Annotated in this window: 11 protein-coding genes; 5 read left to right on the top strand and 6 right to left on the bottom strand. The window is 47.4% G+C overall.

What is annotated here, in order from left to right; translation table 11 throughout:
• Positions 1-108: 108 nt before the first annotated feature.
• The gene (locus B1748_RS10960) at positions 109-852 is read right to left on the bottom strand and encodes a hypothetical protein (RefSeq protein ID WP_087567942.1); all 744 of its coding nucleotides are present in this window, start codon (positions 850-852) and stop codon (positions 109-111) included.
• 4 nt (positions 853-856) lie between these two features.
• On the bottom strand, positions 857-1,426 hold the full coding sequence (locus B1748_RS10955; protein ID WP_087567941.1) for an RNA polymerase sigma factor: 570 nt from the start codon (positions 1,424-1,426) through the stop codon (positions 857-859).
• 236 nt (positions 1,427-1,662) lie between these two features.
• Between B1748_RS10955 and B1748_RS10950 the strand changes: the two genes are divergently transcribed.
• From B1748_RS10950 to B1748_RS10935, 4 genes are all read left to right on the top strand, one after another.
• Positions 1,663-3,765 carry a transglycosylase domain-containing protein gene (locus tag B1748_RS10950; RefSeq protein WP_087567940.1) on the top strand — a complete coding sequence of 701 codons (2,103 nt, stop codon included), beginning with the start codon at positions 1,663-1,665 and terminating at the stop codon, positions 3,763-3,765.
• Positions 3,766-3,939: 174 nt separating this feature from the next.
• A complete protein-coding gene (locus B1748_RS10945; RefSeq protein WP_373271268.1) occupies positions 3,940-5,535 on the top strand; it encodes a spore germination protein in 1,596 nt (531 codons plus the stop codon).
• A gap of 46 nt (positions 5,536-5,581) precedes the next feature.
• Positions 5,582-6,673 carry a GerAB/ArcD/ProY family transporter gene (locus B1748_RS10940; protein WP_087567939.1) on the top strand — a complete coding sequence of 364 codons (1,092 nt, stop codon included), beginning with the start codon at positions 5,582-5,584 and terminating at the stop codon, positions 6,671-6,673.
• 7 nt (positions 6,674-6,680) lie between these two features.
• Entirely contained in the window at positions 6,681-7,868 is a 1,188-nt protein-coding gene (locus tag B1748_RS10935; protein WP_087567938.1) for a Ger(x)C family spore germination protein, read from the top strand.
• Positions 7,869-7,942: 74 nt separating this feature from the next.
• Here B1748_RS10935 and B1748_RS10930 read toward each other — a convergent pair whose 3' ends face one another.
• From B1748_RS10930 to B1748_RS10920, 3 genes are all read right to left on the bottom strand, one after another.
• Positions 7,943-9,694, bottom strand: a complete 1,752-nt coding sequence (locus B1748_RS10930; protein WP_087567937.1) for a M56 family metallopeptidase — start codon at positions 9,692-9,694, stop codon at positions 7,943-7,945.
• Positions 9,691-10,050 carry a BlaI/MecI/CopY family transcriptional regulator gene (locus B1748_RS10925; protein WP_087567936.1) on the bottom strand — a complete coding sequence of 120 codons (360 nt, stop codon included), beginning with the start codon at positions 10,048-10,050 and terminating at the stop codon, positions 9,691-9,693. Before B1748_RS10925 ends, B1748_RS10930 begins: the two co-directional genes overlap by 4 nt.
• Positions 10,051-10,231: 181 nt before the next feature.
• On the bottom strand, positions 10,232-10,522 hold the full coding sequence (locus tag B1748_RS10920) for a type II toxin-antitoxin system Phd/YefM family antitoxin (protein WP_087567935.1): 291 nt from the start codon (positions 10,520-10,522) through the stop codon (positions 10,232-10,234).
• 138 nt (positions 10,523-10,660) lie between these two features.
• Here B1748_RS10920 and B1748_RS37990 point away from each other — a divergent pair, with 138 nt between their 5' ends.
• Positions 10,661-11,143, top strand: coding sequence for an NAD(P)-binding domain-containing protein (locus B1748_RS37990; RefSeq protein ID WP_087567934.1), 483 nt, complete (start codon positions 10,661-10,663; stop codon positions 11,141-11,143).
• A 758-nt stretch (positions 11,144-11,901) separates the two neighbouring features.
• Here the strand turns inward: B1748_RS37990 and B1748_RS10910 are convergent.
• A complete protein-coding gene (locus tag B1748_RS10910; RefSeq protein ID WP_087567933.1) occupies positions 11,902-16,035 on the bottom strand; it encodes a DUF4855 domain-containing protein in 4,134 nt (1,377 codons plus the stop codon).
• Positions 16,036-16,052 lie beyond the last annotated feature (17 nt).

The raw sequence follows: 16,052 nt of genomic DNA, 5'->3' as shown, positions 1-16,052 counted from the left end.
AGAACCTTTAATTGGACTCTTTCATCATCGGATTCCGAAGACTCTGTACATCCCGCAATTATGTTAAAGAGCGAAATCATTGCTAGGATCATAACTGGCGTTCTGAGTTTACGTTTCCATATATAATCGTGCAAGTCGAATCATATCCTCCTTCGATAAATTCCCCATGATATGCATATCCAGAGCATGTTTTTCATTGGATGGATGAAAGCGAAGAGAAATTAGACCTTCATTTTTGTCATCAACAATAAAAAAGCCTATTGCTTCTTGAGTCTCTATTACTTTCTCCCATGCCCCTAAATAGTTCGAACGAATCTGAAGGCTCGGATCAACAGCCTCTACTCCTTGTATGACGATTGCCCATTTGTCATCCTTCCTATAAAACTGATAAATGGTTGGTTCAAAGCGCTTTTGATCATCCAAGACAGGATCCAGATTCGTATGAATCCACCCGGCAACAGTGCGGTCTAGTTTAAATGCAAAATCTGTAGCGGGTCTTCGAAAAATGGTAAACGGATAAACTTCGTCCATCTCGGATGGAGCAATTGTTTTAAGGATATTGTTTGGATCTGATAACTGTTCTTCAATTCTAAGTTTCGAGCTAATCTGACTCGTGCTGCCTGACTCTTCCGTTCCACTAGTCACAAAATCAATGTTGAACCATTTGAACTGTTGTACAAGGCCTGCGGCAGCAGCGGCTGTATATAAGGATGCAAAAGAAAGAACGAGAATGGACAAGACGATCACATATCTGGAATTGACAATCAGAGCTCGCCTTGCATTCTTTTCATGATTTATCCTGGCCTTAATTTGTTTCGATAGATCGATGCTCGGTATGTCTGTTTCAAGCATTGCTTTAACTTTCTTCTCGAATTCGTAATCGGAGCTGTTGATACAAATCCCTCCCTTCGCTGTCTCTGTGCTTCTTCACTTTTTTTCTAATCCGCTCATATCGTTTACGCAAGGTTGCAGAAGGAATATCGAGTATTTTACTGATTTCGTCGAATGTCTGATCATGGATAATCCGGAGGACCAGAATTTGTTTGTCAAGAATCGATAGTGTTTGAAACCACTCCACATTCGCCATGGTATGCTCAAAATATACTTCTTCCGTGCTCATCTGCGTGTCTATCATTTTGAATTTTGCAAGCAAATTATACAGCGTAGTTTTTCTTTTTAGTATCGTGCGGCATTCGTTTGAGGCTATTTTATAGATCCAGGGACGCAATGCTCCCCCTTCGCGGGAACGCCTAATATTTTTATATACTTTTATAAAAACCTCTTGCACAACATCTTCCGCCTCATGTCTATTGCGCAGCATGTAGTAGCAATATGAAAAAATACTCTGCTGAAACTGCATGATAATTTCGTCATAAGCTGTCTCCTCCCCGGCTTGAGCTCTTTTTAACAAGTCGTCCAAATCCAATGGTCTTCACCTCCATCCCGTCAAAACAACTTTCAACTTTCAAATCATATAACTAACGAGACACCTTATTTTGTGACAACTTTTATTATTTTTTCAAACTTTTATCGCTTTACCCGAACTGCTTTCCTCAGGCACCTGAACAGCCGATTACGATCTGACGTACCCAAATCGTCAAGTCGCTACGAATATTATACTTTATATGTAGTAACCGTTTAGGCAACAACAGGAGGATCGCAATGGAACCAGCAATCAACAAATCGAGAAATGCCAAGAAAAAGTTTAGCATATGGAAAAAGCCATCCCGGCGTTCGGTGCTTATCCTATCGATCGTCGTAGTCACCGTGGCAGCAATCGCCTGCTGGAGCGGATTCCGCCTGCTGGTGGCCGCCCAAGATATCAGCGAACTAGACAAGCCGCTTCCGGCGGCAACCATATTGTACGACCGCAACGGCAAGGAAGTGGAGCGGCTGTCACGCAGTGAAATCGTCCCCGTCGAATACAGCATGCTGCCGAAGCCGTTAATCGATGCAGTGACGGCCGTAGAGGATAAGCGTTTTTTCGATCATAAAGGGATGGATACGCGGGCAATCGGCCGGGCGTTTTATGCGAATATAAGGGCAGGCGGCACCACGCAAGGCGGGAGTACAATTACGCAGCAGCTTGCCAAAAACGTCTTTTTGTCCCACGAGCGCACTTGGATGCGCAAATGGAACGAAGTACTGTTAGCGAAAAAAATCGAAGAAAACTACAATAAGCAGGAAATCCTGGAGATGTACCTCAATCAAATCTATTTTGGCGAAGGGGCCTGGGGAATTAAAAGGGCTGCCGAGACCTATTTCGGCAAAACAGTTGACAGGCTGACGCTTTCGGAATCGGCTGTACTGGCAGGCCTTATTCGAGCGCCATCCGCCCTTACGCCTTACAAACATCCGGAGAAAGCGAAGGAGCGGCGAAATCTGGTACTTCGTCTAATGGAGGAACAAGGAAAAATCACATCCGCCGATTATAAAATCGCCATTAGCGAGCCGATAAAGCTGTCCGTAGCCAAATCAGACAAAGCGGCAGCGATGAAATATCCCTATTACGTCGATCAAATGATTCGCGAAGCGGTCGTCAAATACGGATTGACGGAAAACGAGGTATTACACGGCGGGCTGCATATTTATACCGCGCTGGATACGGGCATGCAGCAAGCTGCGGAAAGTGTATATGCTGACGAGTCGTTGTTCCCGGAAAGCAAAGCGGATCAGCTCATTCAGAGCGGCGCAGTGTTGGTCGATCCAAGGGACGGGGGAATTCGGGCGTTAATCGGCGGGCGCGGCAATCAGCCGTTCCGTGGCTTCAACCGCGCATCGCAGTTGAAACGGCAGCCGGGCTCCGCGATGAAACCGATCGCCGTTTATGCGCCGGCACTGGAGCGAGGCTACAAGCCAAGCGATACGGTTGTCGATGAACCGGTAGACTTCGGCGGCTACCGACCCAAAAATGTCACCGGACGTTACTACGGCGAAGTATCCTTATACGAATCGCTGGTACATTCGTACAATATTCCGGCGGTCAAGCTGCTCCATGAGATCGGAATCGACGCAGGTATGGATGCCTCCGCACGATTCGGTTTGGAACTGACGGATGGAGACCGTACGCTAGGTCTTGCGCTCGGCGGCCTGCAGGAGGGCGTTTCGCCGCTTGATATGGCGGAAGCGTTCGGAACGTTTGCAAGCGACGGCTCCCGCATGCCGGCCCATACGATCGTGCGCATCGAGTCCGCTGACGGTATTGTTCTTGCAGACGCCAGCCAACAAGCACCTGTGAAGGTGCTTGAACCGGAAGTCGCCCGTACCCTAACCGCGATGCTGGAGGGCGTCGTGCGTGAAGGCTCTGGCCAGGCAGCATCGCTTCCCGGAAGACCTGTCGCTGGCAAGACAGGAACGACCGGGATGCCCGGAACAGATGGCGGAATCAAGGACAATTGGTTCGTCGGCTTTACGCCGCAGCTTGTCGGCGCCGTCTGGCTCGGCTATGACAAAACGGACAGCGACCATTACTTGACGACCACTTCCAAAGCGGCTGCATCCGTCTTCCAGACGTTGATGGCCAAAGCGCTCGAAGGTGAGCCGGTCATCGCATTTCATACTGTGAAGGGCCTTAAGCAAAAAGATGTGAAAATTCGAAACGACGACAATGAAAAACAGGGCGATAAAAATAAAGATAAAGGAAAAGGCAAGGATAAGAAAAAAGACAAGGATCGCGACGATAAGAAGAAGGAAAAGGAACGCAGAAAAGCAGAAAAGAAAAACAGGGAACAAAATAAAAAAGATCACGATAGTGCTGACGATTGACCCTATCACACCCTAGCCGATCTCGCTGCCAAGCGCAAAAGAAGCTGTCCATGAACCATAACGGTCATGTGCAGCTTCTTTTCTTTTGAAAGCTTCTCCTTTTGGTTACTTGCATAAATCCCTATCGATAGGGAATGAATACTTGTAGAAAACCCGTACTTCGGAGGTTTATCCGTGACTCAATTCCATAAACGATTCTCGAAATCGTCTCTACAAAAACAGGCTCGGCGGGAAGCTTTGCTGCAAGAGAATCATGGCCATCCAAGCCAACAATTTGTTGCGGATTTAAATCAAAATGAACAAGCTATAAAGGAACTGTTTCGAAACTGTTCCGATGTTGTATACCGCCCTATTCAAATTCATGAAAAAAAGAAAGCTTTACTGATCTATATCGATGGAATGGTGGATACGAAAAGCTTAGAACAAACCTTGCTTATGCCCCTAATCCTCAAAGAAATGCCGGAAAGATCGAGCAACCTGGAGTCTTTGGATAAGCTTATCCGCGATCAAGCTATCGCTACCCGGCAAACAAAGCTGGCAAGCAGTGTATTAGAAACGGTGCATGATGTTTTAAATGGTCAAGTCGCGATTTTTGTGGAGGGAGAGAATCAAGTTTTACTCGCCGACCTCAAAGATTATGAAAAACGGCAAATTACAGAACCGGCAGTCGAATCCGTCATACGCGGTCCCCGTGAAGGTTTTACCGAATCGTTACAAACGAATACGAGCTTATTAAGGCGAAGATTGCGAAGTGCCAGATTGAAAATTGAATCTTTAACGATCGGTACATTGTCTCAGACGGATGTGGCCATTGTATATATTGAAGGTATCGCTCAAGATTCGATCTTGGAGGAAGTTCGAAAGAGAGTTGGCCGCATTCAGATAGATGCTGTATTGGATTCGGGATTTATTGAAGAATTTATCGAAGACAACCCCTTTTCTCCGTTCCCGCTGGTACAAAATTCGGAACGACCGGACGTCGTGCTCTCTAGCCTGTTGGAAGGCAAAATCGCTATTATAGTGAACGGCACACCGTTTGTGCTTATTGTCCCTCTAACGTTTTGGTCGGTCATCCAAGCTGCGGAAGATTACTATGAGCATTTCATCTATACAACGGCGATTCGATGGCTGCGGTTCATGTTGCTGGGTATTTCGTTCCTACTCCCGTCACTATATGTTGCAGCCACCACGTTCCATCCGCAGTTAATTCCAGCTGATTTCCTACTTAGTATCGCTGCCGCTCGAGAAGGCGTTCCTTTCCCCGCCGTTGTGGAGGCGTTATTGATGGAAGTCATGTTCGAGGCGCTTAGGGAAGCCGGCATCCGTTTGCCCAAACCGGTCGGTTCGACGGTCAGTATGGTCGGGGCATTGGTGATTGGGGAATCCGCGGTGCGTGCCGGCATCGTTTCGGCGCCCATGGTCATTGTCGTTGCGTTTACAGGCATAGCTTCGTTTACTATTCCCCGATACAATTTGGGGCTAGCTTTTCGAATTCTGCGCTTCCCGCTATTAATCTTGGCGGGCACGTTAGGTATTTACGGGATTGGCTTCGGAATAATCGCGCTCCTTATTCATCTGGTCGATCTTCGTTCGTTTGGAGTGCCTTTTCTAGCCCCGGTTTCTCCTCAGATTCCCGGGAATTTAAAGGATGTTCTGATCCGTTCACCGCGATGGGCTATGAATGCTCGTCCGACATACCTTGCAGGAAGGAATAAAAAGCGCATTCCAAAAGGGCAAAAGCCCGATGAAAAACGAGGGAGAAGCGAATAGGCATTGAAAATCGTATCCGATTAGCCATAGATAGGAGCGCTTACGAATGAAAATATCCGGACTGCAGCTTTTTTGGCTGATCGTAAATACGATAACCGGCCTTGGTATTTTGTTTACTCTGTCTCCAGCCATTGCCGAGGCTAAGCAAGATGCCTGGATTTCCATCGCATTGGCTGGAATAATCGGGCTCTGCATGATGATCCTCGCTGTAAAGGTAAGCCTTCTTTACCCCAAGCAAACATTTATACAATATAGCCAGACGATATTAGGGAAATGGTTAGGTAAAATGCTCGTCGTTCCTTTCTTTATGATGTGGTATTCGGTAAGCGGGATTATTTTACGCAATTCCACCGAATTTATATATGTTGCGCTGTTTAACGAAACTCCCTTAATCGTGTTATCGATCGTCATGTTAATTTTGGCGATTTATGTTGTTTATACGGGAGGCCTTGAAGGAATCGCGCGTTGCAGTGAATTGATAGGCCCAATTATTGTACTTATGCTTTTGGGCACTTTCGTTTTTAGCTTGAATCAGCTGGATTGGCAGCAATTAACACCCGTCTATGCTGATTCCGGTTGGAAATCCATTTTGAAAGGGGCGACCCCCCTCGTTGCTTTTTATGGCGATATCATCTTGTTTGTCATGGTGTTCTGTTTTCTAACAGATTTCCGTCAAATATTCACACGGTCCATGTGGGGAATGGCTGTTTCCTCTATTTTGACTATTATAGCAACGGCGATGATCATTATGACGTTTGGGCCGACGATCCCCTCGCGAATGTGGTTTCCTTTTTTAAGTATGACGCGATTCATTTCCGTCTTGGGATTTATTGAAAATGTCGATATCTTTGTCGTGATCATCTGGATGTTTTCTGTTTTTATCAAATTGTCTTTATACTTGTTTGTCACCATTTACGGAACCGCACAATGGCTCAATATGAAAGATTGGAGAAAGTTAATTTGGATTGTTGTTCCAATTATATTTCTTTACTCGCTGTTGCCAAAGAACATTGCGGAGGTCGTCGTCGGTTTCCAACAATCTTTGATACCTCGTGCCCTGCTTATCTACGCATGTGTTTTTCTCCTATTCTTATGGATTGTTGGGTTGATCCGCCAAAGTGATCCAACAAGAAGGTGAGGCCGCAATGAAACCAATACACTTTATGCTTCCTATCCTATTACTCTTGCTCTTGCTGTCGACGACAGGTTGCTGGGATCGCAAAGAACTCGACGACCAAGCCATTATCACCGCTTGGGGATTTGACTTGATCGAAGATGAAATGTATACGGGGACTGCGCAGTTTGCAATTCCTTCGAAACTAGGCGTCGGTGAAGGAAAAAGCCAGGACAAGGCTTTTTTTACCATATCGGGAAATGGGAAAAATATGTACGATGCCTCCAAGAATATGCGGTTAAAACTATCAAGGCCGTGGTTTGAAGGGCATAGCGGGGTAGTCATAATTGGGGAAACATTAGCGAAACATGGCCTTGCAAACATTTTGGATGAATTAGGTCGGGATCCCACTGTTCGGCTGCGAAGAGACATATTAGTCTTACGGGGAGGCTCGGTACAGGATTTTCTCGAATTGCCGTATCCTCTAGAGAGTCTATCCGCGCATGCTATTGTCAATATGCACGATACAGCTGGATTAAAGGCCAATCATACGTTACGAAACTTTTATATGGCTGCTGAGAGCGAGGAGAGCAGCCCTTTCTTGCCTGTGATCGAGATGACTGACAGTTCTTCTGTAAAAAGCTCTAAACGAACAGATCCAAAGATGAAGCTATGGGGTTTCGCTATTTTTAACAAAGACTCCCGGCTCGCCGGATATTTGCCGATGAATAAGGGCTACTACCAGCAATGGGTCAAAGGGCTATTGAAATCAATAATCGTCACGGTGGATATTCCTGGGGAGAAGGGAAACGTCGTTGTGGAGGCAAACCATTTGAAAAGCAAAATCGTGGCATCCCAGCGCGGCTCGAAAGTACATTTTCTCGTTACGCTTAGCGGAAAGGGGAAAATTCGGGAAAACAACACTCGCTTAGACTTGGCTGTTTCTAAAAACATAGCTCTGGTCCAAAACGAATTACATACACAAGTCGGTACAGATGTCCATCAGATCATACAGAAAGTGCAACCTCTCGGCACGGACATTTTCGGTTTTGGCGAAGCTTTTCACCGACAACATCCATATAAGTGGAAAATGTTAAAGAAAGAATGGCCAGAGAAATTTGCAGAGGCGGAAGTTTCCGTTTCAATGAAACTGCAGATTCAAGAAACAGGATTAACTGGCGCTCCGTATATTTTGAAAAATAGGGAGATCAAAAAATAAATGGGGAGACAAGCAACTAGGCTATGGGATCTGCAAAAACGGTTGCCCGCACATCGCGCGGACAACCGTTTTCTTCACTTCTCTTCAATTTGATCTATTTTCCATTTCCCATCTTCCAGCTTCAGGTGAATCGCAACGGCATCTTTGCCGACAATCTCGCCGCCAGCCATTCCAATGATATGCCCTTGCACTACACTGGCCGCATCATTAGTAAAAATCACGGATTGGACTTCTATCCGCTCTGGCCATGGACTGGATAACTCTCTTCCAGGCGTCGATTCGATGTGTTCCTTCCATGCCGTAATTAATTCTTTTGCAACATACGGCGTATAATATTGATCAATCAGCTCTTTCGTTTTTTCTTCCGGCACTGTAACGATTCTTACATGCTTTAGATTTTGCCCGAAGCCTTCTACTGTCTGAATCACTTGATCCTTCAGAGCCAATTCATCAACTGTTTTCAAGAAAGCGAGAAAATCCTCCTTCTTCTCCGTTAATGAGAAAACCGGCTTTTCCACTCTCGCTTGCGCCCATTCTCTAGTATAGAACAAGCTATTTTCCTCAGACTCACCTTTTAATTGGAACACAATTTCATCCACATTTCCAATTAAGCCATACAACAATAAAGCATTTTTGTGAAAATAAGGCTTGGCAGCTGCAAGCTGTTCAGCAGTGGGCAGTTGATGCTCTGTTACAGCTTCCTCCATCGCTATATACACAGTCAAACCATAAGGTTTATTTTTTGTTTGCAGCTCAATATGATCATATTTGAATGGTGCCGGATAATCCAAATGGCCGCTAATGCTGCTTACTTTCCCCGAATTGCCGACGTATTCCGTCCGATACTTCCACAACTGCTCATATTGTCCTTCCGGCTCTAAGGCTTTGAGAGGATTGGACAAAAGACCCACTGAAAAAATAATAACGATCGCAATCATTACACAACCAGTCCAAAAAACAGGTTTTTTGTAATTCATAATATTTCGTACTCTCTCCTTCACGTTGCTCTCCCCGAACGATAATGGCCCAAGGAAACCTCTTTGCTTGGATGCCAGCGATAACAGCGTATAAGAATAAGCCGCTCGCGTATCGCCTTCGGACCGTTTCATAACACTTTCATCGCAAGACATTTCCATATCCTTAATCATTAAATAGTAAGACAGCCAAATCATCGGATTAAACCAATGTACAGCCAGCACTAAAAAGGCCGCGGGCTTAATCAAATAATCATATCGTCTAATATGAGTCTGTTCATGCTTTACAATATAATTAAAATCCTCATTCGCTAATCCTAACGGCAAAAAAATACGCGGCCGCAGCATTCCCATTACAAAGGGTGCCTTAATTTGATCCGATTCATAAATATAGTCGCGTACTCTGGTGGCTATAGACAGCTTACGATGCAATCTAGCATAGGAAACGATCGCGTAGCTGACTAAAGCTAACATGCCAACGATCCATACTGCTGCCAAAGCCTCCATAATTATACCCATCGGGTTAACGGAGTTCGCTGGATTAGGAGCAGGCAAAGCCGCAATCGCATTGTTAACAGAATCATCTGCCGCATTAATTCCTGAATCTATTTTAGGCGTTAGTTCCGAAGTGATTTGCCCTGGAATCATATTCACTTTACCCGGAACTAAACTTAAAGGGCTTTCGAACGATATGGGCAGTACCAAACGGATGAATACAACCGCCCACAGCATATATGCAAATATGGTTGGCAGCTTCAGCCTCTTTAGCCCCCACCTGGCAATAAAAACAAGCCCTGCCACATAGCTCGCTGTGAGACTCATATTAAGAATGGAGATAAATAGATCCTTCATTTCGTTGCACCTTCGATCATTCGTTTGATCTTATCGGCTTCTTCCTTAGACAATTTTTTGTCCTTGAGAAAGGCTGCTATAAAGGAAGGTAAAGAGTTGTCAAAAGCTTTTTCCAGCAGCACTTCGCTCTCGTACTTCTGCACTTGTTCCCGATTAATCAGAGTGGTTACAACAGCCTGCTCATTTCTCAAAATTCCGCGTTCCGCAAGTTTACGTATCATATTATAGGTCGTTGATTTCTTCCAACCCAGTTCTTGCAAACAAAGCTTGGAAAGCTCTGTAGAATTAAGCGGCTCATGCTCCCAAATTAAACTTACAAACTTAAACTCAGCGTCAAACAGCTTATATGACTCCATCCGCTCCACCTCCCGTATAGGTTTGTTGCGATAAACCCTTTAGTAATGAGTTTACTCCGACAAACCTCTTGTGTCAAACAGATAATTTGCTCCGGCAAACCTTCACAAATAAAATAAAAAACGGCATCTCTGCCGTTTCTGATTTAAAGTATGGTGGAGCTAGAAACCACATAAAACCGTTTCAGAGATCACCGCTAGATAACTCATGCTCAATCAGGAATTCCTTTTTCGATATCTGCAAACGCCTCACGAAATGGCCGCACTTTTGATTTTTCTTAGCATCCAGTCCCTCATCCAGCAATTTATAAAGTTCAAACTTTCCAACCCGTTTTTCATATGTTTCAATACTCATCACATCCAGATCGCCTTGGCCATTCTTTGTAATGTAGACAGGTTCATCATATTTATGGCAGAACTCAGATATTTCACTGTATTTATTTCGCAAGTCTGAGCTTGGTCGAATAGTCGGCATGACACGTCCTCCTTGCAATTTCATGTCATTATTTTATCCAAATAATGATATGCAATCAATCCCATAGTATCTTGCTCATTGCCGTAACTCAATAAGGAGGGTTTGCAATTAACGACACCATTATAGACGTTCTCATCATTGGATTCCCTTGTTCTATTTACACCAAGAACGTACAGCGGACTTCCCGGACTATCTTTTCCGGGAGATAGGAAAGTATTCCCGAGCAAAAATGAAACTGCTGATTATTTGGAAAATTACGCAGATAAGTTTCATCTACCTGTTCACCTTAATACCTGCGTAACTAAAGTAGCAAAACATGATGGTTACTTTCATGCTTGGACGAACAACCGTAAGTATACATCCAAAAACATTATAATAGCCACGGGGCCATTTCAAAAGGGAAAGCTCCCCTCTTTTGCCTCCAACTTACCGGCTAATGTAAACCAATTGCATTCTTCTGACTATAGAAACCCTAATCAACTTCTCCCTGGAGACACTTTGATTGTAGGGGGAGGAAATTCTGGGGCTCAGATTGCTGTTGATTTATCCGGCCGACGGAAAGTTTATTTGTCGGTTAGTCATCGTCCTTTCTTCCTTCGGCGGGGTAGGCGAAGATGCTAAGTCTATCGCCCATATCATTAATCAGACTATGAACTCCACTACATAATTCTGATCGATTATGATCACCAGTCAATTTTCACAAAAAAAGGGGCTGTCCGAGTGAAGTAGCCCCGTTGTCCTTATGGCTCGATTATATGGGTAGGCTTGTATACAAAATTCAACAAAAGTAGCTTCACCGGGGTAAGTGTGTATGAAAATTCATACACAATCCACCAAATAAGCCTGCATCTGGACAAACGTGCATAAAAATTCATACACAATCCGCCAAATAGGCCTGTATCTAGCCAAACGTGTATGAAAATTCATACACAATTCACCAAATAGGCCTATATCTGGCCAAATGTGTATGAAAATTCATACACAATCCGCCAAATAGGCCGACATCTTGAAAAATGGGGTGCTGGACGTCCCGTTTTGGTTGAATGTTAAGTGGCAGGCAGCCACCTTGCTACTTTCCTGAAAAAGCAGGTACAAAAAAGTTGGACGGAAGTTTTTCACCCAACTTTTTTTGAGACTTATTGGACAGCCCCTACTTTTGTATGGAGCCTAGATGTAACGAGCCCGAGGAAGCGGCGTCGGGGCGTCATACGTAGAAGTCGGAGGCGCCATCACGCGCCCGCAGTTCATCGCGGAAGCGCGGGACGCCTTACCGGCTTCATCCATCCATTCAGGAAGTTTTATTTTGTATCGTCGAAAAAGCACATCCCGGGCGCGTTGCCGCGCTAATCGGAATGTGCTTAAATCAATTGTTTCCGCGTCTACTTCTGCTGCTGCTCCTCGATGAATTGAAGAACGCGATACAAGAACGTCGCCGCTTCCGCTCTGCTGGTCGTACTCTTCGGCTTCATATAGCCGCCCGAACCCGTAACCAGCCCATGCTCGAACATCGTTGCCACGCTGTCCGCAGCATATGGCGCAATCTGGCTCGCATCATGGAAGCCCTCAAGCGTTGAACCGGATGCGGACGGCTTGATTGCCCCAGTCGTTTGCAGCGCTCGGGTCAGCATAACCATAGCGTCCTGGCGGCTGATGGAGTCACGAGGAGCAAAGTTAACTTCGTTCACTCCCGAAACGATTCCCAATTGCTTGGCGATGGACACCGCATCGTAGTAATAATCATTCGGCTTCACATCGGCAAACGTCGAGGTAATCTCGGCGCGCAGATCAAGCATGTTCACCAGCATCAGGATAAAATCAGCTCGCGTTACTTGATTTGCGGGGCTGAAAGTGCCATTTTCGATCGAGGTGCCTTTGACGATGCCTCTTTCGGCCAGCTTCTCGATCGCCTCGCGCGCCCATTCATGCTTGCCTAGGTCAGTAAACGCAACCGGTTTCTTGCCGCCGACAGCATAGACGCCGACTTGGTCGATGGAGAATCGCAGTACGCCCTTGTCTTTGTCATAAGACGCGCCATCAATTGCCGCCGCGCTGTTGCCCGTCAGCTCAAAAGCTTGCAGATCAGCTGCTTGCTCTCCCGCTTGAAGCGAATATGGAATCGCAATGGAAATCGGTGCCTTCGCATTGTTCCAAGACAGAGCTTCTCCGTCCAGTTGCAATGCAATTCCCACGATTGGCCTGTTGCCGATCCGGCCAGCCGCTTCGTTGCCGCGATACTCGCCTGCACGGTCGCTTACGATAACGAGCAGCTTTCCGGCATTCTCCTTGACTCCAGCCAGCATGTCGCCAGTCAGAGCAAGCTGGGCATACGACGTGGAGAGATGCAGAATCAGATTAGACTGGTTCGTCAGACTAACTGCCGGAAGCTCCAAAGCATAGCTGCCAGCCGCGTTCGACGGCTTCAATTCAAGACGAATGTGCTTGTTGCCGTTGCTGTCGGCTGTTGCCTTGCGAATCGCGGCATTTAGATCCGCCGCTCCGACCGAAGCAGCAGCCTGATTGCCTTTCAATGTCGGGACAAGCACGGCTTTGACTGAACCGTCCGCTTGCAACGTATACGGATCTTGCGCCGGACCGCCTCCGATGCTGCCCCCATTGCCTCCGCCAGTGGAAGGCGGCTTGCGATATTCGAAGGTTGCCTGCTTTGGAGTCGTCATGTCATCCGTTTCCAGCTCGACCGTATACAGTCCTTGCTCTTCTCCGTTCAACGTAAAGGCGATGCGGAAGCTTCCGTCATCCTCGGTACCCGTCTGACCGGTATATTGAATGTTGCCTTTTGGGTCAAGCACTTTGACATACAAATGTTCTTTCTTGCCGTTCATGACCAACCCGTCGATCGTGACTTTCTTCGTGGAGGCGTCCACCGCGGCTTGTATGCCGTCCAATGTCTTCAGCTCTTGCTGCTGGGCAAGATCGTACACGCCAAATTCATAGAAGGAATAACCGTAGAACGTTGCCCGAGTCAGTCCCTCAAACTTGATATATCTTGCCGTCGTTGCAGGGAATACCAGCGTGTTCTTGCCGTCGGCAGCTTTAACCACGCCATTGTTGCCGACTTTCAAGGGCTTCCACGTCTGATTATCATCCGATACGCTCAGACGGTATTGGTCCGCGCGCGCATATTCCCAATCGATGCGGATCGTATCGAAGGTTTGCCGGCTGTCCAGATCGACCTGGAACCAAGACGTGTCGCGCACTTCGCTCGCCCAGCGCGTGCCCGGTGCGCCATCCAGCGCCTTAGAAGGCTCCAGACCTGCGGCTTCCGTCGATGATGCTTCAGCTTCTTTGTCTTCCGCAATGCTGCCAATCTCGTAATACACGCCTTCCTTCAGCGCCGTATAAGCGCCTTCCGTTACAAACTCAAGACCTTTAGCCTCTTCCAGCTTTGCATGGAATGCCAGCAAATAGTTTTTGGCTTGCTCAGGGTCGCTCTCTTGCGTACGCTTCATCATGATCAAGGCGTTGCGCATCACACGTACCGTATTGGCATTGCTAAGCTGCTTGTTGTCCGCGTACTTTTCAACAAGAGCCAATAGGCCTTCAGCGCCCAAACGTGCTTCGATTACGAATTTAACCGTCTTGGATTTGGCGGCTGCCACCGTCAGCTCCAGCACGTGCTTGCCCGGCTTGCCCGTCAGATCTACAACAGTTCCTTGCGTATAAGGTTTGCCGTCATACTTGGCCGTAACTTTAACGATCCCGCTGCCGTCATCTCCCGGAATAGTCCAGGTGAAGGCAGCTTGTGTCGTATCAGGCACAATCGTATGCTCCGAGATCGGCTCCCCGTTCATGAGCGCTACAACATCAGGCGGAGCGGCGTCTTGCTTCTGATAAGTGCCTTTCGTGAATTGATAGAGCCAATCGTAGAGGACGCGAGTTGCAGGGTCCGCGCTTTTCGCCGCGTTGTAAACGGCGTTGTTGCCTTGATAGTAAGCTTTATACCCTTGCTGCATCAGCCCTGTATCCACGCCGCTGTTCAAGTAATCGATGAACCGCTCGCGGAAGACGGCGTCGTTGATCATCCGGTCGTCGAACTCCAGCTCCAGCGACATGCCGTACCGTTTCGCCATATCCGCTGTATCATCCAGACGCGAAGGGTCCAGTTTCTCGAAGAAATAGTTCGGCTGCAGAGAAATGGCATCAATGCCGACATCCTTCCACATGAATGCCTTATAGGCCATAAAATGAGGAATCCAGAACATCTTCAGGTCAGCGTTATGAACGATATCGCTCGCCCTCTTGACCATCTCCGGACCAGTCGAATGCGTGCTGATTTGCTCCTCCAGCCAATACATGCCGACGAGCTCCAGATTCGAGTAGCCCGCAGCCGCCCATCTTGCTTGCACTTCATCGGTCCACCACTGAATCGCTTTGGTCCGGTTGTTCAGCGATGCGGCATTGCCGACCACACTTAGATCGAAGTTCAGATTTTCACCGTTAATGCTGCCGAAATCGGACTGATATTCGCCCGGATCGGGAATCATCATAACAACCTTCGTCTTACGGTCGGGCTCGCCAAGCTTCGCGCCTACCTCGGCCGTCGCCTCGTTCAACGCGCTCATATCGCCGCCAGCGTTAAACGTTTTATTCAAATACCATTCCCATTCCACTTTTCTGGCTTTGCCGGCCGCATCCGTCGCTCCGAAACCCCTGCCGTTCTCCGACGTCAAACCCAGATAAAGCACGCCGTCGAACAGCCAATCGACAGGCTCCCCTTGCTTATCCACATAGCTGATATTTGGAATAACCCGTTCCTTTGTCCAAGTTCCTGTGCCGTCCGGGTAATGCCCGTTATACAGCAAGCCCAGATTCTGAATCCCGCCAGTAGCTTCTCCAGACTGCTGGAGACCGTAAGGCTCGGGCTGCACCGTCTGAGCTCCGTCGAGCAAGCCGTCCGCGCCGGTAATCGTCACCTCGTCGATCATGCTCCATGCCCTCGGATGCATGGAGAACACCACTTTCACATACCGAGCGTACACGAGTCCTTCGGTATAATCGCCACGCTTGACGACTCCGGTCTCCGGGCTGCCGTCCCACGTAAACGTCTCGATGTTGGTTTGATCGCCCCATAACAATTGAGTCGCATTATGGGACAATACGCCCCAGTTTACCCCATCGTCCGACGCGTAGAATGAAACGGTGAGCGGTACGAGCGTTTCGTTGTTCGGCCAGTCGTGCAGGAAACGCGCGCTCACGTCCTTGATCGTCTTTTGCTCGCCTAGATCAAACACGACCGAACGGGATTTCATGTTGCGGTGGCCCACCCAGTTGCCGCTGTTACGCGATAGATCGGCAGCATTGCCGTCCGTCAGCTTCGTCCCGTCATCCGGGAAAGCGTCCTCCGGCTGGTCCGACCAAGTGTACGTTTTCCCTTGGGCCACATTGTAGAAGTCGGCGTTTTCTCCGCCCGCATCCTCCGCATACACGGAGGATATCAACGAGAACAGCATGACCGGAACAAGCAGCAAAGCAGTCAAACTTCGTCTAGTTTTCACCTAAGCTCACGCTCTCT

Source organism: Paenibacillus sp. MY03, assembly GCF_002165585.1.
In the GTDB taxonomy this organism is placed as follows: Bacteria; Bacillota; Bacilli; order Paenibacillales; family Paenibacillaceae; genus Pristimantibacillus; species Pristimantibacillus agaridevorans.
This window is presented reverse-complemented; position numbering and strand designations above follow the sequence as displayed.